Source organism: Microtetraspora fusca (assembly GCF_001570365.1).
Taxonomy (GTDB): domain Bacteria; phylum Actinomycetota; class Actinomycetes; order Streptosporangiales; family Streptosporangiaceae; genus Microtetraspora; species Microtetraspora fusca.
In genome coordinates this window covers 222393-248085 of the sequence record NZ_BBYK01000042.1, presented here as the reverse complement: position 1 = coordinate 248085, position 25693 = coordinate 222393, and the positions used below count along the sequence as shown (strand labels likewise).

The window sequence follows — 25693 nt, the reverse complement described above, 5'->3', positions numbered from 1 at the left end:
CTGTCGTACGCGGACTCTAGGGTGGGGACGTGGCAGACGAGAAGGCATCCCCCGAGCAGACGACCTCCGACCAGGCGCCCGGCGCGGAGCAGACCCTCTCCTACGAGAGGGCCCGCGAGGAGCTGACCGACGTGGTACGGCGGCTGGAGACCGGCGGGCTCACGCTGGAGCAGTCCATCGAGCTGTGGGAGCGGGGCGAGCGGCTGGCCGCGATCTGCGAGGAGTGGCTCCAGGGGGCCCGGGTCAAGCTGGCGGCGGCCATGGCGCAGCGCCAGGAGCCCCAGGAGGAGACACCCTTCTGACACGCTCCTGGCGCCCTTCTGGACGCGTTTCAGGTCGCGGGTTTGGGCTGCACCACCAGTGACGCGGCGAGCGCGGTCAGCTCGTCCCAGTCGGCCGATCCGGTGACCACGACCGTGTGATCGGGGAGCACCCGGACCAGCGACCGCTGGTTCTTGTCCTGGCGGAAGCGCTCCTCCCACGCGGTGCCGTTGATCTGCCGGCTGCCGGTGGCCTTGTCGGAGTTGGCCATCCGGTTGGCGAACTCGGCGACCGGCTGCTCGTTGCTCTGCGCCACCATGGCGTGCATCCGCTTCTTGGTGGCGAAGCCCAGCCGCCACGTCACCACGTCGGACTTCTGGGTGATCTGGGAGCTGGTCGGCACCCAGTCGGGCAGTACGTCCTTGGGCGCCTCGACCGTGTACGACGCGGCACGCGCGGCGTTGACCTTGTCGATCGAGAAGTCGATGCGTGGAATGTGCTCGTTCTTGCCGTTCGGCATGAAAAAGAGGATCAACGAGCCGGCGGCCAGGCAGACGATCAGGGCGAACGCGTAGCCGTAGAAGCCCTCAGTGAATCGGCGCACGTCAGCGGAGCCTACCGGCATCGGACGACGGTCCGGACACGGGTGCCGCGTGCCTGCCGTGCCCTCCGTGCCCGGTCCTGTGCGACATCGACCGTGCTCTGAGCGTCGATCGGCCGAGCCTCATCCGGTTGTCAGGGCATCGTTCTCCGTGCCCGCCTCGCCGGGGACCGAGGTCAGTGGATGCGGCCGATGAGAGCGAGCGCCTCCTCCGCGATCGCGCGGGCGTGCTCGTCGTCCTCGGAGAGGGTCACCTCCTGCACGACGGCCGCGAGGGCGCCGGTCACGACGAGGACGAGGGCGTCCTCGTGCTCGAAGAGCGCCGCGCTGCGCCGGGTCCACTGGCGCAGCCGGTCCCGCATCACGACCTCGAACCCGGTCGGGCCGTCTCCGCGGAGGAACAGCGCGGCGAGGTCGCGCTCGGCGAGGCAGCCGTCGAGGTAGGCCCGGGCGCCGGCGAGGAACAGGGTCATCGGCTCGGACGCGCCCCGGGACCTGGCCTCCTGGATGGCGTACCGGGTCCGCTGCGTCTGCCGACTCTGGAAATCTTCAAACAAGGTCAGGTAAAGGTCGGCCTTCCCCGAAAAATGGTGGTAAAGACTGCCGACACTGGCCCCGGCCCGTGCCACCACATCTGTCACGCCGGTCTCGGCGAAACCGCAGGTGATGAAGGTCTCCCTGGCCGCTTCGAGGAGCGCGGTCCTCGTGGCGGCGCCCCGCTCCGACGTACGGGCGGTGACCGGCGGCTCCGTGTCGCTGCTCATGCGGCGACCATATCCCGCACCGCCCGCCCGGCGTCGGCAGCGACGGAAAAGGCCTCCTGCCTGCGGCAACCGGTCCAGACCAATCGGACAAGAACGACATACGCCACTAACATCAACTCTTACGACGCCACACTTAAGGGGAACGATGGCTGATCACGTACCGGCAGCGCTGGCGACCGGGGAGCGCGCTCCCGACCGCAACCTCGCCCTGGAGTTGGTTCGCGTCACCGAGGCGGCCGCGATGGCGGCGGCACGGTGGGTGGGCCGCGGCGACAAGAACGGTGCGGACGGAGCCGCGGTCAACGGCATGCGACAGCTGATCAACACGGTGTCCATGAAGGGCGTCGTCGTGATCGGCGAGGGCGAGAAGGACAACGCCCCCATGCTCTACAACGGCGAGGAAGTGGGAGACGGCACCGGCCCCGGGTGCGACGTCGCGGTGGACCCGATCGACGGCACCCGTCTGTGCGCCCTCGGCATGAACAACGCGATCTCCGTCATCGCGGTCAGCGAGCGCGGATCGATGTACGACCCGTCCGCCGTGTTCTACATGGAAAAACTGGTGACCGGCCGCGACGCGGCGAACGCCGTGGACATCGACGCCCCGGTCGCGGACAACATCCGCGCCGTGGCGAGGGCCAAGGGCGCCAAGCCGTCCGACGTGACGGTCGTGATCCTGGACCGGCCCCGGCACGAGAGCATCGTCAAGGAGATCCGCGAAACCGGCGCACGGATCAGGTTCATCACGGACGGCGACGTGGCGGGAGCCATCATGGCCGCCCGCGCCGGCACCGGCGTCGACCTGATGCTGGGCATCGGAGGCACGCCCGAGGGCATCGTCGCCGCGTGCGCGATGAAGTGCATGGGGGGCGTCATCCAGGGCAAGCTCTGGCCTCGCGACGAGGAGGAGCGCAGGAAGGCCCTCGACGCCGGTCTCGACCTCGACCAGGTGCTGACCACGGACGACCTGGTCCGCTCCGACGACGTGTTCTTCGCCGCGACCGGCATCACGGACGGCGAGCTGATGCCGGGCGTCCGCTACCAGGGCGGGGCGGCCGTGACGAACTCGCTGGTGATGCGGGGCCGTTCCGGCACGATCCGCAAGATCGAGAGCGAGCACCAGCTCTGGAAGCTGAGCGCCTACAGCGCGATCAACTTCGACACCGCCGTCTGACCGCCGCGCCTCCTCGGGACGTCCATCGCTCCGCCCGGCGGGCGACGTGGCCGCTGTCGGCTGAAGCTCTCTTCTCAGGGAGTGCCGGACTTTGACGCTGCGACGGCCTCAGTGTCCGCCCTCCGGGCGACACCGGTCCCGTCTGTGTGCGGCCGATCGACCGTGCTCGGTCAGGAGCGGCGGAACAACCCCTTCTTAGGGCGTTTCGGAGACCGGGCGACGACCTTCCCGCCGTAGACGAAACCCGCGAGCTCGATGACGGGCGCGTCCGGCGCGTGGCCGGTCGCGCCCGGCGGCAGCCGTACCTCGTCCTGGAACGTCTTGATCCGGGCGTCCGGCGCGCTGACGACGCGGACCCCCTCGGGGACGACGAGGGTCACGGTCCCGGCCATCACCGCGAGCCGCACGACCACGTGGCGGGACTGCAGCAGCGCCTCGCACAGGTCCATCGTGACCCGTCCGCCGAGCGAGGTGACCGGCACTTCCGAGGGCACGACCCAGCGGCCGCCGCGATTCTCCGTACGGAAGAGGGCGACGACGGGACGGCCGTCCATGAGGAAGGGCTGGCGCTCCGGCGGGACGAGGTCCACCGTGAGGCCGACGAGATCGCCCAGCGTGCGGGCGGCGTAGGCGCGCTCCACCCGCTCCTCGTGCTCGGTGAGGCTGAGCCGTCCGTCGGTGAGGGCGTCTCGCAGGATGCCGATCACCTGCTCCCTGTCGGCGTCGGACGCCCGCAGCTCGGACGGGGAGGGACCGGCCGGTCCGGCGGCTCCGGACGGCCCGGAGCCCAGGAATGCGGAGATGAAGTTACTCGCGCGGGACTCGAAGCTCACACGTCGAGCCTAAGCGCTGCCGCGTTCGAAGGGACCAGTCCGGGCGGGCATCGTTTCCCCACCTCCCCGTCGCCATGGGACATACGACGCCGTCTCCTGCCCTGGACACCCTCGCCCGCCGCACGAAGCTGGTCGAGGCAGGGCGAACGGCCGTGATGTGCGGGACCGACGGCACTTGTCTCGACCATTGACCGCGTGATCGGCGGGTCATAACCTGAACACCCCTCACGTTTCCCCCCCTCGGAGGCCGCGTTGCCGACGTCCACGCCGCCATCGTCCCCATCGCGCCCCACCGAACGCGACCGCCAGGCGCGGCTGGCCACGTTCGCCGTCTTCTTCGTCCAGGGGCTCACGTTCGCGACGCTGCTCACGCAGGTCGCCGCGCTCCAGCGCAAGCACGGGCTGAGCGACGGCGAGCTGACGATCCTGCTGCTCATCGTCCCGGTGATCGCGGGCGCGGGCAGTGTGCTGGCCGGCACGCTCGCCGCGCGGTACGGCAGCCGCCGGATCCTGCAGGCCTTCCAGCCGCTGACGTGCGCCGCCGTGGTGCTGGCCGGCCTCGCCCCCACGGTCCCCCTCTTCGTGGCGGCCCTCGTGCTGTTCGGCGTCGGCCTCGGCGGCGTGGACGCGGGCATGAACATGCAGGGCGTCGCCGTCGAGCGCCGGTACGGCCGAGCCATCCTGACCGGGTTCCACGCGCTGTGGAGCGGGGCCGCCGTCATCGGCGCACTGTGGGCGTCGGCCGCCGCCGAGCTGGGCCTGGACCTCTGGGCCACCTTCGCGATCGCCATGGCACCCGTTGCCGCCGTCGCGGTCGTCGCCGCACGTTGGCTCTGCCGTCCCGAGGAGGAGCACGCGACCCCCGAGGTCACGCGCGCCGAGACGCGGTTCCCCTGGAAGCCGATCATCCCGCTGTGCCTGGCGATGGCCTTCCTCTACGTGGGCGACGCGTCGATCTCCAACTTCGGCTCGGTCTTCATGGACAAGGTCACGCACGCGTCGGCGTCCGTGGTGCCGCTGGCGCTGGGTGCGTACCAGGCGACGACGTTCCTGGTCAGGGTGGGCGGCGACCTCGCCGTCCGGAGGTACGGCCCGGCTGCGATCGTCAGGATCGGCGGGGCGGTCGCCACCGTCGGCTTCGTCGCGATCGTGGCCGCGCCCACCCAGCCGCTCGCCATCGCGGGCTTCGCCCTCACCGGGGTCGGCCTGTCGGTGGTCGCCCCGCAGTCGTTCTCGGCCGCCGGACGGCTCGACCCCGCCGGGACGGGCGTGGCCATCGCGCGGGTCAACATGTTCAACTATGTCGGCTTCATCGTGGGAGCGGCCCTGGTCGGTGGCATCGCCGAGGCCGCCGACTATCGGGTCGCGTTCGCCGCGCCGCTCGTGCTGGCGGCGGTGATCATCCTGCTGGCGCGCGGTTTCCAGCCCCGCACGCCCGCGACCTCGACCACGTGACCCGGCGTCCTCGTGGTCGCGCGAGCGGTCAGCGGTTCCAGGACTCGCGGATCCACGCGTGCCGGGGATCGTCCGAGAACGCCATGGACCGCTGCTCGCCCGGCCCGGCGAGGACGTTGAGGTAATAGAGGTCGTACCCGGGGGACGCCATCGAGGGCCCGTGATACCCGTACGGCACGAGCACGACGTCGCCGGAGCCGACCTCGGCGAGCACGTCGATGGGGTTTCCCGGCGAGCTGTAGACGCGCTGGTAGCCGGGCCCGCCCTCGAAGTAGTAGATCTCCTCCAGGACGGCCTCGTGGCCGCCGGGCGTGTCGTGCTTGTGCGGCGGGTACGACGACCAGTTGCCGCCGGGCGTGATCACTTCGACCGCCATCAGCCGGTCGCACTCGAACGCCTCAGGGGCGCAGAAGTTGTTGACCCGGCGGGTCGCCGCTCCCCCGCCCCTCGTCTCGACCGGCACCCCGTCGGCCGGGCCGTACCGGACGGGGAGCCGCCGGGTGGCGCGGGCGGCGGGCAGGGCGATCCGGCCCTCGCCGGACAGGCGCACCGACGCCTCGATCGGCAGGTACGCGAAGTCGGTGACCCCCTCGAAGACCGAACGCCGCCCGGCGAGCTCCAGCCGGACGCCGTCCGCCACAACCTCGCAGGACCCGGCGAGAGGAACGACCAGCATCTCCTCCGGGCCGGTCGCGAACTCGACCGGCTCATCCCCCAGCTCGACGACGCGCAGGCCGGTGTACACCCAGCCCGCCAGCTCGGGCGTGATCTCCAGGCTCCACCGTCCGGAGGGCGCGGAACCCGCGGGAATGTGCGTCATCTCGTCTCCTCGTCGAGCGGCCCGCGCGCGGCGCGGGAGATCCGCACGGTGCCGCTTGTCCACCATCCCGGACGGCACGCGTTCGGGTCAAGATTATGTCCAGACATTCTGACCATCTGTCCGCGCCCTCAGCTCCCGTACGGCGTCGGCGATCCGGTGCTCGGAGAGCCGGGCGAAGCCGATCACCAGGCCGGACGGGAGCGGATCGACGGCGAGGCCGCAGGTGCGGGCCGCCTCCGCAGTGCGCTGCGCGTCCCACCCGCCGGGCAGCTCCGCGTACAGGTGCAGGCCGGCGGAGATGCCGTGCACCGTCAGCTCGGGCAGCTGCTCCGCCAGGGCGCGGACGAGCGCGTCCCGCCGCCGCCGGTACTCCCTGCGCATCCGCCGCAGGTGCCGGTCGTACCCGCCGGTGCGCATGAACCGGGCCAGGGCGTACTGGTCGATCACGGGAGAGCCGAGATCGAGCTCACCCCGGGCCCGCCGTACGGCGGCGGCGACGGCCGGGGGCGCCACGAGCCAGCCGAGCCGCAGGCCGGGGGCGAGGGACTTGCTCACGCTTCCGGCGAGGACCACGCGGTCGGGGGCGAGTCCCTGGAGGCAGCCGACCGGCTCCCGGTCGAACCTGAACTCGGCGTCGTAGTCGTCCTCCAGGATGAGCGCGCCGGTGTCGGCGGCCCAGGCGATCAGCTCGGCCCGGCGGCGCGGCGACAGCACCACCCCGGTCGGGTAGTGGTGGGCCGGGGTGAGCAGGACCGCCCGCGCCCCCGTCCCGGCAAGCGCCGTCACGTGGATCCCCTCGGCGTCCACCGGCACCCCGACCAGGCGCGCGCCGGCCCGCCGGAGCAGCGGGAGCTGCCGGGGGCTCGTCGGCTCCTCGACCGCGAGCAGGACCGGACCGCCGCCCGCCAATGGGTCGCCGTGCTCGGCGAACGCCCGCACGACCAGGCTCAACCCCTGGGCGACGCCGGTGACGACGACCACGCGCCCGGTGTCGGTGTCCGCCGCGCGCACCCGGCGCAGGTAGCCGGCCAGTTCCTCGCGCAGCTCGGCAACTCCCCCCGGGTCTCCGTAGTCGAGGCAGTCTCCGGGCAGGGTCGCCAGCACGTGGCGGATCGCGGCCAGCCACGCCTGCCTCGGGAAGGCGGCCAGGTCCGGAGACGTCGGGCGGCGGCCGTGGTGGCTCGCCCCGGGCTCGGCGGCGCCTTCCTCAGGCCGCGGCACCGGCCCGGCCGCGACCCGGGTGCCCGCGCCGACCCGCGCCTCCAGGAAGCCCTCCGCGACGAGCTGCTCGTACGCCTCGACGACCACGCCGCGGGACAGCCCGAGGTCCCTGGCGAGATCGCGACTGGGAGGCAGCCGCGCGCCCCGGCCGAGCCGGCCCGAGCGGATCGACTCCCGGAGCTCACTGGCGATCTGCCCGGCCAGGCCGCCCCGGCTCCGATCGACGACGAGATGGAGATCGGTCAATTGGTCCTCGATTTTGACGTCTGATTGGACTCATTGAGAGAGCCAATGTCTTCCTAGCATCGCCAACCGTGACGACAGAAACCAGCACCCGCACCGTGCTCGGGCCGGCGGCGATCCGGGCGACGGTCGGAATGTTCCTTGTGGGCACGCTCACCGCGGTGTCCGACCTCATCTCGACGTACCCGGTGTACGGCGGGCAGGCCCTGCGCTACGCCGTCGGCGCGGCCGTCCTGCTCGCCGTCGCCCGCGCCCGTGGCCTCTCCCTCCTGCGGCTCACAGCACGGGAGTTCGCGCTGCTCTCGGCGCTCTCCCTGACGGGGCTGGCGATCTTCAACGTCTGCCTCGTCCAGGCGGCGATCGCGGCGGGCCCGACGCTGGCCGGGACCGTCCTCGGCGCGTCGCCCGTGGTGCTGGCCCTGGTCGGCCCGCTGTTCGGCGGGGGCGCCCGCTCGGCGCCGTCGCCGCGGATCGTCGCCTCGGCGCTCGTCGTCATGGCGGGGGCCACCCTGGCCACCGGCCTGGGCAGCGGCAACCTGCCCGGCCTGCTCTGGTCACTGGGCGCGCTCGCCTGCGAGGCGCTGTTCTCCCTGCTCGCCCTCCCGCTGCTGCCGAAGCTGGGCGCCGTCCGGGTCTCGGCCTACTCCGCGGCGCTCGCCGTGCCGTACCTGCTGGTCATCGGGCTCGTGCTGGACGGGGCGGCGGTACTGCGGATGCCGACCACGGCCGAGGCGCTCGGCATCGGCTACCAGGCGGTGATCGTGACCGCCGTGGCGTTCTTCCTCTGGTACAGCGCGCTCCCCCGCCTCGGGCCGGACCGCGCGGGGCTGTTCGCCGGGATGATCCCGATCGGCGCCCTCGTGACCTCGGTGGTGCTCGGCCTCGGCGTGCCCTCGCTCGCGGACGTCGGCGGGGCCGCCGTGGTCGTCGCGGGCATCCTGCTCGGACTCGCTCCGCGTACCGGCGGGCGGCCCCCTCGGCCACGCCCGCGTACCGGCGGGCGGCCCCCTCGGCCACGCCCGCGCGCCGACGGGCATATCCTCCGCTCGGAGGAACAGGCGAGACACCAGAGGATCGAAGACGATGCCCGAGTTCGACTACACCGACCTGCTGCCGCTTGGCACGGACGAGACGGAATACCGTCTGATCACCACGGAGGGGGTGCGGATCACCGAGGCGGCCGGCCGCAGGTTCCTTGAGGTCGATCCGGAGGCGCTGCGCCTGCTCACCGAGGCCGCCATCCACGACATCTCACACTATCTGCGGTCTTCTCACCTCGCCCAGCTCCGCAAGATCATCGACGACCCGGAGGCCAGCGCCAACGACCGGTTCGTCGCCCTCGACCTGCTGAAGAACGCGAGCATCTCCGCCGGCGGCGTGCTGCCGATGTGCCAGGACACCGGCACCGCGATCGTCATGGGCAAGCGGGGCCGGCACGTCCTCACCGACGGTCAGGACGCCGAGCACATCAGCCGGGGCGTGTACGACGCCTACACCAAGCTGAACCTGCGCTACTCCCAGATGGCCCCGCTGACCATGTGGGAGGAGAAGAACACCGGCAACAACCTCCCCGCCCAGATCGAGCTGTACGCCGAGGACCCCAACGGGCACGCCGACGAGTACAAGCTGCTGTTCATGGCCAAGGGCGGCGGATCGGCGAACAAGTCGTTCCTCTACCAGGAGACCAAGGCCGTCCTGAACGAGAAGCGGATGCTCCAGTTCCTGGAGGAGAAGATCCGCTCGCTCGGCACCGCCGCCTGCCCGCCGTACCACCTGGCGATCGTGGTGGGCGGCACCAGCGCCGAGTTCGCACTCAAGACCGCGAAGTACGCCTCGGCCCGCTACCTCGACACCATCCCCACCGAGGGGTCGACCAGCGGGCACGGCTTCCGCGACCTTGAGATGGAGAAGAAGGTCTTCGAGCTCACCCAGAAGCTCGGCATCGGCGCCCAGTTCGGCGGCAAGTACTTCTGCCACGACGTGCGCGTGATCCGGCTGCCGCGCCACGGCGCGTCCTGCCCGGTCGCCATCGCGGTGAGCTGCAGCGCCGACCGGCAGGCCCTGGCCAAGATCACCCCTGAGGGCGTCTTCCTGGAGAAGCTGGAGACCGACCCGGCCCGGTTCCTGCCCGACACGACGGACGAGCAGCTCTCGGACGACGTGGTCAGCATCGACCTCAACCGGCCGATGTCGGAGATCCTCGCCGAGCTCACGAAGTATCCGGTCAAGACGCGGCTCTCCCTCACCGGCCCCCTCGTCGTCGCCCGCGACATCGCCCACGCGAAGATCGCCGAGCGGCTGGACGCGGGCGAGGAGATGCCCGAATACCTGAAGAACCACGCGGTCTACTACGCCGGCCCGGCCAAGACCCCCGAAGGGTACGCCTCCGGCTCGTTCGGCCCCACCACCGCCGGGCGCATGGACTCGTACGTGGAGCGCTTCCAGGCGGCGGGCGGCTCGTTCGTGATGCTGGCCAAGGGCAACAGGTCCAAGCAGGTCACCGAGGCGTGCCGGCAGCATGGCGGGTTCTACCTGGGCTCCATCGGCGGCCCGGCCGCGCGGCTCGCCCAGGACTGCATCAAGAAGGTCGAGGTCCTGGAGTACCCCGAGCTCGGCATGGAGGCCGTCTGGAAGATCGAGGTCGTCGACTTCCCCGCCTTCATCGTCGTCGACGACAAGGGCAACGACTTCTTCGACCAGCGGCAGCAGGACGGCGGCGCCACCTTCGTCGGCATCCCGACCCGCAACGGCGCCAAGTAACGGCATCCTCAGCCCGGCCGCCGGCGCCGATCACATCGGTGCCGGCGGCGGGGCTCGGCCTGGCGATCGTCCGCGAGCTCGTGGAGGCGCACGGTGGCGCGGTCACGGCCACCGGCGTCCTCGACAAGGGCTCTGACTTGACACTCCGGCTTCCTGTCATGTCCCGATGACATCCGGCCCGCCCGCCGATCTTCCGACCGCTCGTCCGTCGGCTCGTTTTCGCTGGTGAAGGCGCTCGTTTGGTCCTCGTCGACGGGGAAGACCGCGCGCCCTCCCCTCCAGTGGCCGGAGAGGCCGGCCCGGACGCCACGTCCTGTCATGACGCCAGTCAAAAGATCTGACAAAAGATCTCAACAATTTCGCGGCATGGTCTCTACTGGTCGCATTACACAAATCGGTAAGCTGCCACCCATGCGTGCGCCGTCCGGATACCAGCTCGCCGCGAGGTATCGGCTTGTCGAGCCGGTCGGGCGCGGGGGCATGGGCACGGTCTGGCGGGCGCGCGACGAACTGCTCGACAGAGAGGTCGCGGTCAAGGAGGTACGGCTCCCGCTCGTCCTGGACGAGGACCTGCGCGCCGAGCTGTGCGCGCGGACCGAGCGCGAGGGCCGGGCCACCGCGATGGTCGCCCACCCGTCGGTCATCACGGTGTTCGACGTCATCACCGAGGACGACCGCCCCTGGATCGTGATGGAGCTCCTTCGGGCGCAGTCGCTGGAGGAGCTGGTCCGGCGGGTCGGCCCGCTGCCGCCCCAGCGGGCGGCCGAGATCGGGCGGCAGGTGCTCGGCGCGCTCCGCGCCGTCCACGCCAAGGGCATCCTGCATCGCGACGTGAAGCCGAGCAACGTGCTCGTGACCGACGACCGGGCCGTGCTGACCGACTTCGGGCTGGCCGCGCTCGAAGGCGACGTCTCGATCACCCAGGCGGGCATCGTGCTGGGCTCCGCCGGATACATCGCCCCGGAGCGCGTGCTCGGGGCCAAGGCCAGCCCGGCCGCCGACCTGTGGTCGCTCGGGGCCACGCTGTACACCGCCGTCGAGGGGCGCGGCCTGCACGGCCGGCGCACCGCCGCCGCCGCGCTGGCCGCGCTCACCAGTGGCGCGCCGATCCCGATGGAGCGGGCCGGCCCCCTCGCCCCCGTCCTGCGCGGCCTGCTGCAGATCGACCCGGACGCGCGGCTCGACGGGGTGCGGGCCGCGGTGGCGCTGGCCCGGATCGCGGCGGGCGGCACCAGTGAGGAGCCGGTCGCCCACCGGCCGATGCGGCCCTCACCCGCGGCTCTGCCGCCTGCGGTCCGCCGCCCCACCCACCGGGGACAGCACCGCGCCGAGTCGCGGCCGACGCCGCGCACGCCGCCGCACGCGTTCCAGCGTGAGTTCCGCGAGGACTCGGCCGAGGTGCCCGTACAGCGGCGCCGCCCCGCCGAAGGCGTTCACCGCAAGCCGGTCGAGCGGCCGAAGTCGCGGAACTCGGCGGTGCGGGTGCTGCGGATGGTGATCCAGATTCTCCTGCCCCGGCGATTCTGGCCGAAAAGTTTTCTCAACTGACCAGAAAGCGCTCCCCAAGGCGGAATCGATATCTTTCATGTCATGGGGAGCAAGCTGCTCATCGACCGGTACGAACTGACCACAATGCTGGGGCGCGGCACGATGGGCACCGTCTGGCGGGCCTTCGACCGAACGCTCGGGCGCGACGTCGCCGTCAAGGAGATCCGCCAGGATCCGGCCCTCGGCGCCGAACAGCGGCGGGAGCTCCGGGAACGCATGATCCGCGAAGGCCGCGCGGCCGCCCGGATCAGCCACCCCTCGGTCGCCACCGTCTACGACGCCATCGAGATCGACGGCAGCCCGTGGATCATCATGGAGCTCGTCGAGGGCAGGTCGCTGGAGCAGGTCATCGAGGACGAGGGGCCGCTGCCGCCCCGCCTGGTGGCCGAGGTCGGCTACGACCTGCTCGACGCGCTGCGCGCGGCGCACGCCCAGGGCATCCTGCACCGCGACGTGAAGCCGAGCAACGTGCTGATCACCGACAGCGGGCGGGTCGTGCTCACCGACTTCGGCATCGCCAAGGCGGAGGGCGACAGCGCGCTGACCAAGACCGGCATGGTGATCGGCTCCCCCGGCTACACCGCGCCCGAGCGGGCCCGCGGCGACCACGCCGGGCCCGAGTCCGATCTCTGGTCGCTCGGCGCGACCCTGTACTTCGCCGTCGAGGGCCGCCCGGCGTACGAGCGGGCGTCGGTCGCGGAGACGTTGAGCGCGCTGATGACCGAGTCGGCCGACCCGCCGACCCAGGCCGGTCCGCTCCGCCCCGTCCTCGACGGCCTGCTGGAGAAGGACCACACGCTGCGGCTCACGTCCGAGCGGGCGGCGGCGATGCTGCGCACGGTCGCCGACACGCCCATCGGCGCGGCGTCGGTCGCCACGCCTCCGGTACGGCGGCTGGAGCGGGAGCGGCCCACCAGAGCCGCGGAATCGCCAGCCCCGAACCCTCACCCGGAGCCACCGGCCCCGAGTCCTCTTCCCGAGCCACCGCCCCCGAACCCTCGCCCGGAGCCACCGCCCCCGAGCTCTCCCTCCGAGCCACCGGCCCCGAGCTCTCCCCCTGAGCCGGCCGGGGAGGTCGACACCGACAAGACCATGCTGGTCATCCGGCCGAAGTCCGGGCTCCGGCTTCCCCCGCCGCCCGCCTCGGCCCGCCCGGCCTCCCCGCAGCCCCCGCAAGCTCCGCAGGCCCAGCAGCCGCCGAGCCGGCCCGCGTCCCCTGCGGCCGCCGCCACGGGGAACGCGCCGGGAAGCGCGGGAGCGCCCGCTGGACCCCCGGTCCCGGGACGCTCGGCGGCGGAGGCCGTGGACCGGAGCGGACGCGGCGACGCGGCGGTCGGCGGCCTGCTGCCCCGCCAGGCGCCGCGCGACCAGGGCCCGACGCCGCCCGGCTCCCAGACACCGGTCGCGCACCTGCCGCAGGGCCCCGTCCCCCCGGGTCGCGGCGGCCTCGGCACCGACCTGTTCGCCATGCACGCCACTCCGACGCCCGACCGGGCCGGGCGGATCCGCGTGCTCCTGCTGATGGGTATCGCGGTCGTCGCGTTCCTCGTCCTCGTCGTCGTCGCGATGACGGCCCTGCGCGGCTGACCGGAGTGTCCGAACTCCACGATGCCGGGTCATCCCGGCCACAGAGAGCCCTGGAGGAGCAGGTGGCCGTGAACCGCACGGGCGGCCGGATGCGCCGCGCCGGCGCGGGAGACCAGGAAGAGCGTGTTGATCGGGGGCAGTTGGGGTTCGTGAAGCGTACGCAGCCGGCCGTCCGCCAGTTCAGCCGCGCATAGGTAGCGCGGCAGGACGGTGACGCCGGCACCCGCGACGACCGCCGCCATGACACCGCGGAGGTCCGGCACGACCAGGGCCGGGGTGCGGGTCAGGCGGGTGTCGAAAACCGTGCGCCAATAGCGGCGCAGGATGGACAGGTTCTCCGCGTAGGCGACCAGCGGCGCCCGCTCCACATCTTGGCCGCTCCAGCCCAGGGCCGCGACCAGCACGAACTCCTCGTCACACAGGGGTTCCACCCGCAGTCCCCGGCGCCGTGGCCGCGTCGTGGAGATGACCAGGTCCAGGCCGCCGTCGGCGAGCGCGGCCAGCAATTCGTCGGGAAGGCCGAGGGTCACGCGCAGTTGCAGCCCTTGGGTGACCATCGAGGCGAGCGAGGGCAGCACGCGCGAGCACACCAACTCGGCCGGACCGCCCAGATGTACGGCACGGCCGAACGCCTCCGCTGGACCGCTGAGGTCGCCCAGGACCGCCTCTTCCAACACGTCGAGCGGTGCGGCGATCCGCCGGGCGAGCTGGTCGGCTGCGACGGTGGGGGCCATGCCCCGCGGCAACCGGTCGAACAGAGGCCGCCCCAGGGCCTGTTCAAGGGCCTTGACCTGGGCGGTCACCGCGGGCTGGGAGAGCGCGAGCAACTCTGCGGCGCGGGTCACCGACCCCGACCGATAGACGGCGAGGAAGGTACGCAGCAGATCGAAAGACAGGCCCACGAGACTCGATATCTATCAGAAATCTGATGGCATCACGGGTCGATTCCTATTGGATGCCGATGGGTGTGGTGGGTGGTGATCTGGGTCTCCTTCACCAGAAGAGGCACCTCACCCATCGCCCCAAAGGAGCACAACCCGTGCCCAAGCGCATCCTGATCGCTCTCACCAGCCACGCCGACCTCGGCGAGACCGGGCGCACGACCGGGTTCTACCTGCCGGAGGCCGCCCACCCGTGGGAGGTGTTCACCGCCGCCGGCCACGAGGTGGACCTGGTCAGCGTCGCCGGAGGCAGACCACCGCGCGACGGCGAAGACCTCACAGATCCGGCGCAGCGGCGTTTCCTGGACGACCCCCGCATCGCCGCCCAGCTCGCCGACACACCGACTCCCGATGCGGTGGACGCGTCCCGCTATGACGCGATCTTCTTCGCGGGTGGTCACGGCTCCATGTGGGACTTCCCCGACAATCCCGCGCTCGGCACGCTCACCCGGCGGATCTACGAGAACGGCGGGGTCGTCGCCGCCGTCTGCCACGGCCCGGCCGCCCTCGTCGGGGTCACGCTGTCCGATGACTCCCATCTGATCGACGGCAAGCGGGTGGCCGCCTTCACCAATGCCGAGGAGGAGGCGGTCGGGCTCACCGGGGTGGTGCCCTTCCTGCTGGCCGACCGGCTCATCGAGCAGGGCGCGCGGCACGTCCCGGCCGACGCGTTCACAGCGCACGTCGTCCGGGACGGCCGCCTCGTCACCGGGCAGAACCCGGCCTCGGCGCGCGGTGTGGCCGAAGCGGTGGTCGAGTTGATTCCGCCGCTTCACACCGAACGCGTCAGCCTGCGAGTGAGCGAGGGTGGCGGCGTCATGGACGCCTTCGTGGCGCGCCCGGCCGCGGCAGCGGGATCGGGAACTCCGGCGCGGCCGATCAACAGCGCGCCGTGACCGGGGCGACCTCGCGGGCGAAGAACGCCCTCAGCTCCTCGCCGCGGCCGAAGAGGGAGGACACCACGCCGCGCGCGTACGCCACAACCTCGGGGTCGGTGATGCGCCGCGCGCCCGTGTGCACCCCTCCCGCGTCGTAGAGCACCTCGTACATCCGGTCCGGGCGAAGGATCACCAGCTCGGGGAGCGGCCCAGAACGCTCCAGATCGGCCACCTCGGCGGCGGGCAGGACCCTGATCCGCTCCCCCGCCGCCACCCGCTCGACGAAGGCGTGCATCTCCCATCGCATGTACGGCGTCAGCGGGCTCTCGGCGATCCGGACCCGCCGGAACTCGGCGTGGCTGCGGTAGTAGTCGACGAGGGCGTCCCGGGTCTCCCGGAGGAGCGCGAGGGAACGGTTCCAGTCGCCCTCAAGGAACGCGACCCAGCTGGGGAAGTCCTCCTCGTCGAAATGCTGGGCCCGCTCCAGCTTGAGCGCCGGCTCGGTCACCGAGGCGTACACCTCGGCGAACTCGGCCTGGTATTCCTCGACGGGGAGCGTCCGCGCCGGCGCGTTCCGCACAGTGTCGACGAAATCCATGTCTCCCTTTCAGATCGGCGGCTCGGTGCCCCAGCCGGCCGTCCGCCCGGTCGCCGCGATCCGTTCCCTCGCTCCACGGCGTCGTGTCCGGCCGCGCCGGACGGCCCTTCCCTGGGGCCTCGTCAAGTTTCACGATCAACAAATTCCACAGGCCAGTCAAGGACGAGTTCCGCCGCCGGCCGGGCCGGCGCCGTCCCCGCCGGGAACCGGAGACAGAGCCGCCGCCGGGCGGGCGGAACGGACGCGACGGGCTCTTGATAGGACAGGAGCATGGACGACTTCCGGATCGAGCACGACTCCATGGGTGAGGTTCGGGTGCCCGCCTCGGCCAAGTGGGGGGCGCAGACGCAGCGGGCGGTGGAGAACTTCCCCGTCTCCGGGCGGGGCCTCGACCCCGCGCACATCTCGGCGCTCGGGCGCATCAAGGCCGCCTGCGCCACGGTCAACGCCGCGTACGGCGTCCTCGGCGAGGACATGGCCCGGGCCGTACGCGAGGCGGCGGAGGAGGTCGCGGCCGGGCGGTGGAACGACCAGTTCCCGGTGGACGTGTTCCAGACCGGCTCGGGCACGTCGTCGAACATGAACGCCAACGAGGTGATCGCGACACTGGCCGCGGAACGGCTGGGACGGCCGGTCCACCCCAACGACCAGGTCAACGCCGCGCAGTCGTCCAACGACGTGTTCCCGTCGTCGATCCACGTCGCCGCGACGCAGGCGGTCACCCACGACCTGACGCCCGCGCTGGAACACCTGGCGACCGCGCTGGAGGAGAAGTCGGTCGAGTTCGCCGACGTCGTGAAGTCCGGCCGGACCCACCTGATGGACGCCACTCCGGTCACGCTCGGACAGGAGTTCCGCGGGTACGCCACGCAGATGGAGCTCGGCATCGAGCGGATCCAGGCGGTGCTCCCCCGGCTCGCCGAGCTGCCGCTGGGCGGCACCGCCGTCGGCACCGGCATCAACACCCCGGACCCCGGCTGGGCCGCGGCCGTGATCGAGGAGCTGGGCCGCGCGACCGGCCTGCCGTTCACGGAGGCCAGGGATCACTTCGAGGCGCAGGGCGCGCGGGACGCGCTGGTCGAGCTCTCGGGCGCGCTCAAGGTCGTCGCCGTCTCCCTCAACAAGATCGCGAACGATCTGCGCTGGATGGGCTCGGGCCCCAGGGCCGGGCTCGGTGAGATCAACCTGCCCGACCTCCAGCCCGGGTCGTCGATCATGCCGGGCAAGGTGAACCCGGTGATCCCGGAGGCGGTCACCATGGTCGCCGCGCAGGTCGTCGGCAACGACGCGACGGTCACGATGGCGGGCGCCTCCGGCTCCTTCGAGCTCAACGTGATGCTCCCGGTGATCGCCCGCAACGTGCTGGAGTCGATCCGGCTGCTCGCGAACGTCTCGCGGCTGCTCGCCGAGCGCTGTGTGCGCGGGATCACCGCCAACGTGGACCGGCTCAGGGAGTACGCCGAGTCGTCGCCGTCGATCGTCACCCCGCTGAACCGCTACCTGGGTTACGAGGAGGCAGCCAGGATCGCCAAGCAGGCGCTCGCCGAGCGCAAGACGATCCGCCAGGTGGTCGTCGAGCGCGGGCACGTGGCGAACGGCACGATCAGCGCGCAGCGGCTGGACGAGGTCCTCGACGTCCTGTCCATGACCCGGCCCGAGGGGTCCGAGGGCGGTGACCCCACCCGGTAGACCGCGAGGCCTCGGCAGAGCCACATAGAAAGTGCCGCATATATGTCCACGGCCACCATGGGCCGGTCGCCCCGGGATTCCTAGGGTTGGTCGGCATGACGAGCCTTGAGGGCCGCACGGCCCTGGTCACGGGTGGGGGCAGTGGCATCGGCAGAGCGTGTGCCCTGCGGCTCGCGGCGGCCGGGGCGCACGTGGTGGTCGCCGACATGAACCCCGAGACCGCCGCCGCGGTCGCCGCCGAGACGGGCGGCACCGCGGTCGCGGTGGATCTGTCCGATCCGGACTTCCCGCGCGCCTGGGCGGACGCTTCCACCGGCGTTCGGACGGACATCTCGGCGGACATCGTCGTCAACAACGCCGGGTTCCAGCACGTCGCCCCGATCGAGGAGTTCCCGCCCGAGATCTTCACCAAGATCATGAAGGTGATGGTCGAGGCGCCGTTCCTGATCGCCCGCGCCGTCCTGCCCGGCATGTACGAGCGCGGCTGGGGGCGGTTCGTCAACATCTCCTCCGTCCACGGCCTGCGCGCCTCGCCGTACAAGTCCGCGTACGTGACGGCCAAGCACGCCCTGGAGGGGTTGTCCAAGGTCATCGCGCTCGAAGGGGCGTCCCACGGCGTCACCTCCAACTGCGTGAACCCGGCGTACGTGCGGACCCCGCTGGTGGAGAACCAGATCGCGGCGCAGGCGCAGACACACGGCATCGGCCAGGACGAAGTGGTCGAGCGGATCATGTTGGCCCCGGCCGCGATCAAGCGGCTGGTGGAGCCGGACGAGGTCGCCGAGCTGGTGGCCTATCTTTGCGGTCCACAGGGCTCGTTCATCACCGGAGCCTCGATCCCGCTCGACGGAGGATGGAGCGCGCACTAAGTGAACCCCTATCTCGAACTCCTCGCCCGTGAGGCCTCGGCCGTGGAGTTCGAGGGCCCGGTCCTCCAGGCCCGCGCGGCCGGCCTCGACACCGCCGAGCTGGAAGAGGACAAGTTCGCGGCCCTGAAGGTCCGGGCCATGCTGCGCAGGCGGGCCAGGCGCGAGGCGGAGCTGTCGGCCCTCTTCGACACCGCGGGCGACCTGGCCGGGCTGACCGACCTGGACGCCGTGCTGGCGGCGATCGTGCAGCGGGCCAGGCGGCTGCTGTCCACCGACATCGCGTACATGACGCTGCACGACCCGGAGCGCGGCGACACCTACATGCGGGTCACCGACGGCTCGATCTCGGCGCGATTCCGGCGGCTGCGGCTCGCCATGGGCGCGGGCCTCGGCGGCCTGGTCGCCGAGTCGGGCACGCCGTACAACACGGCGGACTACTTCGCGGACGAGCGGCTGCGGCACACGAACACCATCGACGAGGCGGTGCACGAGGAGGGTCTGGTCGCCATCCTCGGCGTGCCGCTGCGGCTCGGCACCCAGGTCATCGGGGTGCTGTTCGCCGCCAACCGCAGCGCGCGCCCCTTCGTGCAGGAGGAGGTGGCGCTGCTCTGCTCGCTGGCCGCGCACGCGGCCGTCGCGATCGACACCGCGCGGCTGCTCCAGGAGACCCGGTCCGCGCTCGCCGAGCTGAGCGAGGCCAACAGCCTGATCAGCGCGCACAGCGAGGCCATCGAGCGCGCCGCCGACGCGCACGACCGGATGACCGGGCTCGTGCTGCGCGGCGGCGGGGTCGAGGACGTCGCCGCCGTCGTCACCGAGGTGCTCGGCGGCACCGTCACGGTCCTCGACGACGAGGGCCGCCCGCTGGTCGGCCAGGCCGCCGACCTCGACAGCGGCGTGTTCGACGCCGCCCGCTCCTCGCGCGCGCTCGGCCGTACGGTGAAACGCGGCGGCGCGTACGTCGCGTCGGTGGACGTGGGGGCGGCGCCGGTGTGCACGCTGGTGCTGCGGACCGAGCAGCAGGTCGCCGCCGCCGACCAGCGCATCCTGGAGCGTGGGGCGATCGTCACCGCGCTGCTGCTCCTCTTCCGGCGAAGCGTGGCCGAGGCCGAGGGGCGGGTGCGCGGCGAGCTGCTCGACGACCTGATCTCCCGGCCCGACCTCGCCGGTCTCGGCGAGCGGGCGCGCCGGCTGGGCGTGGACCTCGACCTTCCGCACGTGCTCGTCGTCGCCCGTCACGAGGGGCAGCGGGAGCGCGCCGCCTTCTGGGCGTCGTCGCACGCGGCGCTCGCCCACGGCCTGGCGGCCGCGCGCGGCGACGAGGTCGTGCTGCTGGTGCCGGGAGAAGGGCCGGGCGCCGTCGCGCGCCGCGTCGCCCGTGAGCTCAGCTCGTCGCTCGGCCGCCCCGCCACCGCCGGAGCCGCCCGGGCCGCCGCCCCCGGGACCGCCGCCTCGGGGGTGCCCGACGCGTACCGCGAGGCGCAGCGCTGCGCCGACGCGCTGATCGCGCTCGGACGGGCCGGCGACGGCGCGAGCGCGGACGAGCTCGGCTTCGTCGGCCTGCTGATGGGCGAGGGGCGGGACGTCTCGGGCTTCCTCGCCTCCGCGCTCGGCCCGGTCCTGGATTACGACGGACGGCGCGGCACGGCGCTGATCAGGACGCTGAGCGCCTACTTCGGCGCGGGCGGCTCCCTGTCCCGTACGGCCGACGCCCTGCACATCCACGTGAACACGGTCACCCAGCGGCTCGACCGGGTGGCCCAGCTTCTCGGGGCCGACTGGCAGGAGCCGGAGCGCGCCCTGGAGATCCAGCTCGCCCTGCGGCTGCACCGCCTGCGGAGCCACATAACCGACGCCTGAGGTATGTGCGAAGCGGCCATAGGAGTGATTTTCGTCACAGCATATGTTGGCCGGACCCCCCAACCTTGAGGAGCTCCCCGTGGCCAACGAAACACGGACCCCGATCGGCAAGGTGGTCGGCGCCAGCCTGATCGGCACCACGATCGAGTGGTACGACTTCTTCCTCTACGGCTCCGCCGCCGCGCTCGTGTTCAACAAGCTCTTCTTCCCCTCCGAGGACGCACTGACCGGCACGCTGCTCGCGTTCCTCACGTACGCCGTGGGCTTCGTCGCGCGGCCTCTCGGCGGGCTGGTCTTCGGGCACTACGGCGACCGGCTGGGCCGCAAGCAGCTGCTCGTGGTCAGCCTCCTGCTGATGGGCGGCGCGACCGTCCTGATCGGCTGCCTGCCGACGTACGCCACGGTCGGCGCGGCGGCGCCGCTGCTGCTCACCGCGCTGCGGCTGGTGCAGGGCTTCGCCCTCGGCGGCGAGTGGGGCGGCGCGGTCCTGCTGGTGTCCGAGCACGGCGACCCCAAGCGACGCGGCCTGTGGGCCTCCTGGCCGCAGGCCGGCGCGCCGGGCGGGAACCTGCTCGCGACCGCGGTGCTCGCGCTGCTCGCGGCGGTCCAGTCCGACGAGACGTTCCTCGCCTGGGGCTGGCGGATCCCGTTCCTGCTCTCCGGCCTGCTGGTGCTGGTCGGGCTCTGGATCCGGCTCACCGTCACCGAGTCGCCCGTGTTCAAGGAGGCGCTGGCCAACCAGCCTCCCTCGCAGAAGGCCCCGATCCGCGAGGTGCTGCGCCATCACCGTCGCGACGTCCTGGTGGCGATCGGCGCGCGGCTCGCCGAGAACGTCTCGTACTACGTGATCACGGCGTTCGTCCTCGTCTACGCCACCACCGCCGCGGGCATGACCAAGGAGACCGCGCTCAACGCGGTGCTGATCGGCTCCGCGGTCCACTTCGTCACCATCCCGATGTGGGGCGCGCTCTCCGATCGGCTGGGCCGCCGCCCCGTGTACCTGATCGGCGCGGCGGGCATCGGCCTCTGGGCGTTCGCGTTCTTCCCGCTCGTCGACAGCGCGTCGTTCGCCCTGGCGACGGTGGCGGTCACCGTCGGCCTGCTCTTCCACGGAGCGATGTACGGTCCGCAGGCCGCGTTCTTCTCCGAGCTGTTCGCCACGAGGATGCGCTACTCCGGCGTGTCGGCCGGCTACCAGCTCGCCTCGATCGTGGCCGGCGCTCCCGCCCCGATCATCGCGGTCGCGCTTCTCCAGGGGTTCGACTCCGGAGTCCCGATCGCCCTCTACGTCGCCGTCTCGGCAGTGATCACGGTGATCGCGGTCTTCGCCGCCAAGGAGACCCGCGATCGCGATCTGACCGCCATCGAGCCGACCTCCGGTCCCCGAGACGCGTCCACGGCCGACGCCGTCCAGGAGTCCTGAGGAACGCGACGATCTGAAACTCCGACCCCATCCATCTGGAGCCGCACCATGATCTCAGCCGAGCGGATCAGCACCGCGCGTACGACGCTCAACGTTCTCTCCGTCCCGGGGACGACCGGCGAGCCCGTGCTCTTCATCCACGGGAACGTCTCGTCGAGCGCCTTCTGGCGTCCCACCATGGCGGCGCTCGCCGAGGCGCCGGACACCGACGGCCTGCGCCCGCTCGCGGTCGACCTGCGCGGGTTCGGCGACTCCGACCCGGCGCCGGTGGACGCGACGCGTGGGCTGCGGGACTACTCCGACGACGTCCTGGCGCTCCTCGACGTGATCGGCCCCGCCCACCTGGTCGGCTGGAGCATGGGCGGCGGCGTCGTCCTCCAGGCGCTCCGCGACCGCCCCGAGGCGGTCAGGAGCGCCGCCCTCGTCAACCCGGTCTCGCCGTACGGGTTCGGCGGGACGACCGGGCCGGACGGCGTCCTCACCCACCCGGACGGCGCCGGGTCGGGCGGCGGCACCGCCAACCCGGACTTCGTCGCGGCGCTCCTGGCCGGGGACCGGTCGGCGGACGCGCCGGTGTCGCCGCGCTCCGTGCTGCGCACCGCGTACGTGGTGCCCGGCACCGAGCTGGGCGAGGACGAGGACGCCTACGTCGAGTCGATGCTGTCCACCCGGCTGGGCGAGGACCACTACCCGGGCGACAGCGCCGCCGCGACGGCCTGGCCGGGCGTCGCGCCGGGCAAGCGGGGCGTGCTCAACACGATGGCGCCGACGTACTTCCGGATCGACGACCTGCACACGATCGAGCCCAAGCCGCCCGTCCTGTGGATCAGGGGCGCCGAGGACGTGATCGTCTCCGACACGTCCCTGTTCGACCTGGCACACCTTGGGGCGATCGGCGCGGTGCCCGGCTGGGACGGCACGCCCGCCCAGCCGATGGTCACCCAGACGCGCGCCGCGCTCGACCGCTACGGGAACTACCGCGAGGTCGCGATCCCCGGCTGCGGCCACAGCCCGCACGTCGAGAAGCCGGCCGAGTTCCGCGCGGCTCTGTTCGCCCACCTGCGCGAGGCGTAGCCGCTCAGCTCAGGGCGGCGTAGCCCGGGATCCGCGCGGCGATCCTGCGCAGCAGCGACGGCGTCGACCGGGCGTCAGCCGGCCGCACCCGGACGTGCCCCCGCAGCCCGACCTCCAGGGTGAAGCGGAGATCGACGTCCTTGCCCTCCGTCCGCAGCCCCGGCCGCCACGCGCCGGGGCCGAGGCAGCCCTCGCCGCCCAGCCGGCGTACGGGCACCTTGGCGACGAGCTGGCCGGGCACCCGGCCGGGGACGCCGGGCTCGACCAGCGCGGGAACGGTCATGCCCCTGCCCCGGCCGCCGAGCTGGCGCAGCACCAGCTCGACCGCCGGCCCGCCGCTCGGCGGCACGTACGGCACCGGCATGACGACGTAGACGTCGTCGTCGCTGTGGGTCACCGACGCCCGCGGCGACACCAGCGCGATGGACTCGGAGAACGACCTCGGCTCGATGCAGACGCTGAGCTCGCCCCGCCCGGACCAGCACGGCACGACCAGACGCCGGGGATAGTCGGCCAGAACACCCGCGCAGTTCATCGGCGCCTCGGCCCGTGCCACGCGAGTGCGGGCCGGGTGGACGCCGCGCATCCGCACGTGCACCTCCCACAGGCCCGGTCGCAGCGGCCGTCCGAGCGCGGCGGAGCCGATGTCGAGCCGGGCCTGGCCCGCGGCCCAGACCCGGACGCCGTCGCCGTCGCGGGCGTGCTGGACCGTGCTCGTCACCGGGAGGAAGTAGACGACGCCGGACTCCGCGTCCCGGACATAGACCTCCATGCGCGCCCGGCGGGCCGCCTCGGTCACGTCGGCCATCTCGGGGGCGAGCAGGCCCTCGAGCGGGACGGGCGGCCGCCAGTGGAGGCGGCCGTTCTCGGCGTGGAACCGCAGCGGCGTGCCGCCCGCGTCGACGATCTCGACGGCCAGGTCCATGGTGAGCACGCTCTGGTCCCAGTGCACCTCCTGCAGCTCTGCGTACAGCCGGGTCCCGCGCGAGGCGGCGACGAGCCGGGCCAGCTCCTCCTGCCGCCCGGCGCGCAGCAGCGCGGCCCGCGCCCGCAGGTGGACCGGCAGGTACGCGTCGAGCCGGGCGGGCAGGCGCTCGGCGGCGAGATCCCGCAGCCGGGTGAACAGGGCCGCCCGGCGGTGCTCCCCCATCGCCTCGAACCGCGCGCCTCCGAGGCGGCGAAGACCGAGCACGCGGAACCAGTGCGCCTGGATCCGGTCGCGCCGCTGCCCCGGCGGCGTGTACGCCTCGACGATGTCGAGGATGGTCCGCAGCCCGCCCACCAGCGCGGCCGGGTCCTCCCGTGGATCCTCGCGCGGGGCGGCGACGCGGCAGCAGATCTGCCCGGCGTGGATGGAGATGACCGCGGCGGCGAGATAGGCGTGGGTGACGAACGCCTCCTCGGCCAGCGGCCGATCGGGGAACCGGATCTGGTTCTCGGCGAGGAAGCCGACACGGAACAGCTTGTGTGCCGTCGGCAGCGCCAGCAGGCGGTCCCGGATGACGTCGGCGCGCTCCCGGCTGCCGGTGAACGCCGAGAGCGGCGTCCCCTCGCCGACGAGCCTGCCGACGAGCACGTCGGCCCCGGCGCGTACGGCCATGCCGTACATGTTCTGCAGGGCGCTGTGCTCCAGCCGGTCGTGCTGGTTCATGAAGTAGACGTAGTCGCCCCGCACGAGGGACAGGGCGACGTTGCGGCCCCGCGCGGGCCCGCCACTGTGGTCCAGGTGCAGCACGCGTACGTTCTCGCACGTCGCCGCCACGGCGTCGAGCCGCTCGCGGGTGCCGTCGCTGGACCCGTCGTCCGCGAAGATCACTTCGTACCGGTCCGCGGGCAGCGACTGCTCCAGCACTGAGCGCACGCACGCGTCCATGGCGTTGCTCGCCGGTCCGGCGTCGCACGTGGAGACCACAACACTGACCTTCACACCCATGAGGCCAAGGGTGCCCGGCCGGTACGGCGGGTCTCTGCGGACTTGCCGAAAGGTCAACCAAACCTGACCAGGGCTAGTGCCGCGACTGGCAAGGTTTGCCCGGGCGGAGCGGTGTCCAGGGTGGTGCATCGCAAGGCGGAGGAGGAGGCCGTAGCGGAGCCTACGGCCGACAATCCCGGGCCCCGCGGAAAGTCCGAGCCTGCGAGGACTTTTCGTGGGTGGGGCGTCAACGCGGCGGGTGCCGCCCTGGGCGACGCGACGGGGCAAAGATTGCCGGGAGGGGCACCAGTGCCGTGACCGGCAATTTCTGCCCGGGCGGAGGCGGGTGGGCGGGTGGGGCGGCGTGCCGGTCAGTACCAGCCCGTGGCCTGGGAGTGGCCCCACGCGCCGCAGGGCGTCTTGTAGCGGCCGGCGATGTAGCCGAGACCCCACTTGATCTGCGTGGCGGCGTTGGTCTGCCAGTCGCCGCCGGCGCTGGCCATCTTGCTGCCCGGCAGCGACTGCGGGATGCCGTAGGCGCCGCTGTAGCGGTTCATGGCCCGCTCGTTCCAGTGGCTCTCCCTGTCCCAGAGGCGTTCCAGGCAGCCCCACTCGGAGTCGCCCCAGCCGCGCGCGGCGGCCATCTGCCGGCCGAGGGCCTTGTTGCTGCCGGGGTCGGGGTTGGAGCCGGGCGGGAAGTCCGCGGGGGTGAACCCGCCGCCGCCCGGCGCCTTCTTCGCGATCTTCACGGGGTCCAGGTCGGGCTTCTGGCCGTCGCGGGCTTCCTTCAGCTTGTCGGCCTTGAGCGCCTGCGCGGCCTGCGCCTTCATCGCGTCGAGCTCGGGATTGGAGAAGGAGGGATCGGCGGCGAGGATGTCGGGAAGGGCCAGCGGATTGGACGGCGTGTTGGCGTTCTCGATGGCCGTGCGCACGACGTAGACGGTGCCCGCGCCGACGAGGACCAGGGTCACGCCGAGGATGATGACGCGTTTGGGGGTCAACAGGCGCGGACCCGACCGACGCTTGGAACGGGAGCGCGACGAGCGCTCCTTAAGCTGCTGACCTGAACTCACGAGCCATGAGCTTGCCGTGTCCCCCGGGGTGTCGCGCAACCGGAACAAGGAAGTCCGATGGCGAAATCTTTGCCCTAACCGCCCGGAAATGGACTTTCCTCGGTTGTGT

At 72.2% G+C, this 25693-nt stretch carries 22 protein-coding genes; 13 read left to right on the top strand and 9 right to left on the bottom strand.

The window, feature by feature from the left end:
* The first annotated feature begins 29 nt into the window (after positions 1–29).
* Positions 30–302 carry an exodeoxyribonuclease VII small subunit gene (locus AWQ68_RS10340; protein ID WP_066938299.1) on the top strand — a complete coding sequence of 91 codons (273 nt, stop codon included), beginning with the start codon at positions 30–32 and terminating at the stop codon, positions 300–302.
* A gap of 29 nt (positions 303–331) precedes the next feature.
* On the opposite strand, the gene AWQ68_RS10335 is transcribed toward AWQ68_RS10340, so the two are convergent.
* Positions 332–865 carry a DUF4245 domain-containing protein gene (locus AWQ68_RS10335; RefSeq protein ID WP_066938722.1) on the bottom strand — a complete coding sequence of 178 codons (534 nt, stop codon included), beginning with the start codon at positions 863–865 and terminating at the stop codon, positions 332–334.
* Between the two features lie 173 nt (positions 866–1038).
* A complete protein-coding gene (locus tag AWQ68_RS10330) occupies positions 1039–1626 on the bottom strand; it encodes a TetR/AcrR family transcriptional regulator (RefSeq protein ID WP_066938297.1) in 588 nt (195 codons plus the stop codon).
* 145 nt (positions 1627–1771) lie between these two features.
* On the opposite strand from AWQ68_RS10330, the gene glpX reads away from it, so the two are divergent.
* Positions 1772–2800 carry a class II fructose-bisphosphatase gene (gene glpX / locus AWQ68_RS10325; protein ID WP_066938294.1) on the top strand — a complete coding sequence of 343 codons (1029 nt, stop codon included), beginning with the start codon at positions 1772–1774 and terminating at the stop codon, positions 2798–2800.
* Positions 2801–2970: 170 nt separating this feature from the next.
* Here glpX and AWQ68_RS10320 read toward each other — a convergent pair whose 3' ends face one another.
* Positions 2971–3633 (bottom strand): DUF1707 SHOCT-like domain-containing protein, encoded by a 663-nt coding sequence (locus AWQ68_RS10320; RefSeq protein ID WP_245655843.1) that lies wholly within the window; start codon positions 3631–3633, stop codon positions 2971–2973.
* Between the two features lie 252 nt (positions 3634–3885).
* Between AWQ68_RS10320 and AWQ68_RS10315 the strand changes: the two genes are divergently transcribed.
* Positions 3886–5088, top strand: a complete 1203-nt coding sequence (locus AWQ68_RS10315) for an MFS transporter (RefSeq protein ID WP_066938292.1) — start codon at positions 3886–3888, stop codon at positions 5086–5088.
* A 28-nt stretch (positions 5089–5116) separates the two neighbouring features.
* On the opposite strand, the gene iolB is transcribed toward AWQ68_RS10315, so the two are convergent.
* Together iolB and pdxR are read right to left on the bottom strand one after the other, a co-directional pair.
* Positions 5117–5908, bottom strand: a complete 792-nt coding sequence (iolB, locus tag AWQ68_RS10310; RefSeq protein ID WP_066938289.1) for a 5-deoxy-glucuronate isomerase — start codon at positions 5906–5908, stop codon at positions 5117–5119.
* 93 nt (positions 5909–6001) lie between these two features.
* Positions 6002–7375, bottom strand: a complete 1374-nt coding sequence (pdxR, locus tag AWQ68_RS10305) for a MocR-like pyridoxine biosynthesis transcription factor PdxR (RefSeq protein WP_066938287.1) — start codon at positions 7373–7375, stop codon at positions 6002–6004.
* A 68-nt stretch (positions 7376–7443) separates the two neighbouring features.
* Here pdxR and AWQ68_RS40645 point away from each other — a divergent pair, with 68 nt between their 5' ends.
* From AWQ68_RS40645 to AWQ68_RS44165, 4 genes are all read left to right on the top strand, one after another.
* The gene (locus tag AWQ68_RS40645) at positions 7444–8571 is read left to right on the top strand and encodes a DMT family transporter (protein ID WP_245655842.1); all 1128 of its coding nucleotides are present in this window, start codon (positions 7444–7446) and stop codon (positions 8569–8571) included.
* On the top strand, positions 8456–10132 hold the full coding sequence (locus tag AWQ68_RS10300; protein ID WP_066938284.1) for a fumarate hydratase: 1677 nt from the start codon (positions 8456–8458) through the stop codon (positions 10130–10132). Before AWQ68_RS40645 ends, AWQ68_RS10300 begins: the two co-directional genes overlap by 116 nt.
* 411 nt (positions 10133–10543) lie before the next feature.
* A complete protein-coding gene (locus AWQ68_RS10295) occupies positions 10544–11680 on the top strand; it encodes a serine/threonine-protein kinase (protein WP_066938281.1) in 1137 nt (378 codons plus the stop codon).
* A 42-nt stretch (positions 11681–11722) separates the two neighbouring features.
* Positions 11723–13267, top strand: a complete 1545-nt coding sequence (locus AWQ68_RS44165) for a serine/threonine-protein kinase (protein WP_066938279.1) — start codon at positions 11723–11725, stop codon at positions 13265–13267.
* Between the two features lie 29 nt (positions 13268–13296).
* Here the strand turns inward: AWQ68_RS44165 and AWQ68_RS10285 are convergent, their stop codons facing one another.
* Positions 13297–14163 carry a LysR family transcriptional regulator gene (locus AWQ68_RS10285; protein ID WP_373281517.1) on the bottom strand — a complete coding sequence of 289 codons (867 nt, stop codon included), beginning with the start codon at positions 14161–14163 and terminating at the stop codon, positions 13297–13299.
* Positions 14164–14306: 143 nt separating this feature from the next.
* On the opposite strand from AWQ68_RS10285, the gene AWQ68_RS10280 reads away from it, so the two are divergent.
* The gene (locus AWQ68_RS10280) at positions 14307–15104 is read left to right on the top strand and encodes a type 1 glutamine amidotransferase domain-containing protein (RefSeq protein WP_066938274.1); all 798 of its coding nucleotides are present in this window, start codon (positions 14307–14309) and stop codon (positions 15102–15104) included.
* On the opposite strand, the gene AWQ68_RS10275 is transcribed toward AWQ68_RS10280, so the two are convergent.
* Positions 15088–15684 carry a DUF6879 family protein gene (locus tag AWQ68_RS10275; protein ID WP_066938272.1) on the bottom strand — a complete coding sequence of 199 codons (597 nt, stop codon included), beginning with the start codon at positions 15682–15684 and terminating at the stop codon, positions 15088–15090. The two genes, AWQ68_RS10280 and AWQ68_RS10275, sit on opposite strands and share 17 nt — an antisense overlap.
* Before the next feature lie 270 nt (positions 15685–15954).
* Between AWQ68_RS10275 and AWQ68_RS10270 the strand changes: the two genes are divergently transcribed.
* From AWQ68_RS10270 to AWQ68_RS10250, 5 genes are all read left to right on the top strand, one after another.
* A complete protein-coding gene (locus AWQ68_RS10270) occupies positions 15955–17373 on the top strand; it encodes a class II fumarate hydratase (protein WP_066938269.1) in 1419 nt (472 codons plus the stop codon).
* Between the two features lie 95 nt (positions 17374–17468).
* Entirely contained in the window at positions 17469–18242 is a 774-nt protein-coding gene (locus tag AWQ68_RS10265; RefSeq protein ID WP_066938716.1) for a 3-hydroxybutyrate dehydrogenase, read from the top strand.
* Positions 18243–20102: a helix-turn-helix domain-containing protein gene (locus AWQ68_RS10260; protein ID WP_066938266.1), complete on the top strand. Its 1860-nt coding sequence runs from the start codon at positions 18243–18245 to the stop codon at positions 20100–20102.
* Positions 20103–20145: 43 nt separating this feature from the next.
* A complete protein-coding gene (locus AWQ68_RS10255; protein WP_066938264.1) occupies positions 20146–21525 on the top strand; it encodes an MFS transporter in 1380 nt (459 codons plus the stop codon).
* 48 nt (positions 21526–21573) lie between these two features.
* Positions 21574–22599, top strand: coding sequence for an alpha/beta fold hydrolase (locus tag AWQ68_RS10250; RefSeq protein ID WP_066938260.1), 1026 nt, complete (start codon positions 21574–21576; stop codon positions 22597–22599).
* Positions 22600–22603: 4 nt separating this feature from the next.
* On the opposite strand, the gene AWQ68_RS10245 is transcribed toward AWQ68_RS10250, so the two are convergent.
* On the bottom strand, positions 22604–24532 hold the full coding sequence (locus tag AWQ68_RS10245) for a glycosyltransferase family 2 protein (protein ID WP_169808891.1): 1929 nt from the start codon (positions 24530–24532) through the stop codon (positions 22604–22606).
* 350 nt (positions 24533–24882) lie between these two features.
* Positions 24883–25482, bottom strand: coding sequence for an aggregation-promoting factor C-terminal-like domain-containing protein (locus AWQ68_RS10240; protein WP_505780819.1), 600 nt, complete (start codon positions 25480–25482; stop codon positions 24883–24885).
* Positions 25483–25693: the final 211 nt, after the last annotated feature.

Bases quoted from the DNA above. Each gene is read 5' to 3' on its own strand.
- iolB (WP_066938289.1), bottom strand. From the start codon at position 5,908: ATGACGCACATTCCCGCGGGTTCCGCGCCCTCCGGACGGTGGAGCCTG.
- AWQ68_RS10270 (WP_066938269.1), top strand. From the start codon at position 15,955: ATGGACGACTTCCGGATCGAGCACGACTCCATGGGTGAGGTTCGGGTG.
- glpX (WP_066938294.1), top strand. From the start codon at position 1,772: ATGGCTGATCACGTACCGGCAGCGCTGGCGACCGGGGAGCGCGCTCCC.
- AWQ68_RS44165 (WP_066938279.1), top strand. From the start codon at position 11,723: ATGGGGAGCAAGCTGCTCATCGACCGGTACGAACTGACCACAATGCTG.
- AWQ68_RS10265 (WP_066938716.1), top strand. From the start codon at position 17,469: ATGACGAGCCTTGAGGGCCGCACGGCCCTGGTCACGGGTGGGGGCAGT.
- AWQ68_RS10295 (WP_066938281.1), top strand. From the start codon at position 10,544: ATGCGTGCGCCGTCCGGATACCAGCTCGCCGCGAGGTATCGGCTTGTC.
- AWQ68_RS10250 (WP_066938260.1), top strand. From the start codon at position 21,574: ATGATCTCAGCCGAGCGGATCAGCACCGCGCGTACGACGCTCAACGTT.
- AWQ68_RS10300 (WP_066938284.1), top strand. From the start codon at position 8,456: ATGCCCGAGTTCGACTACACCGACCTGCTGCCGCTTGGCACGGACGAG.
- AWQ68_RS10275 (WP_066938272.1), bottom strand. From the start codon at position 15,684: ATGGATTTCGTCGACACTGTGCGGAACGCGCCGGCGCGGACGCTCCCC.
- AWQ68_RS10255 (WP_066938264.1), top strand. From the start codon at position 20,146: ATGTTGGCCGGACCCCCCAACCTTGAGGAGCTCCCCGTGGCCAACGAA.
- AWQ68_RS10245 (WP_169808891.1), bottom strand. From the start codon at position 24,532: ATGGGTGTGAAGGTCAGTGTTGTGGTCTCCACGTGCGACGCCGGACCG.
- AWQ68_RS10330 (WP_066938297.1), bottom strand. From the start codon at position 1,626: ATGAGCAGCGACACGGAGCCGCCGGTCACCGCCCGTACGTCGGAGCGG.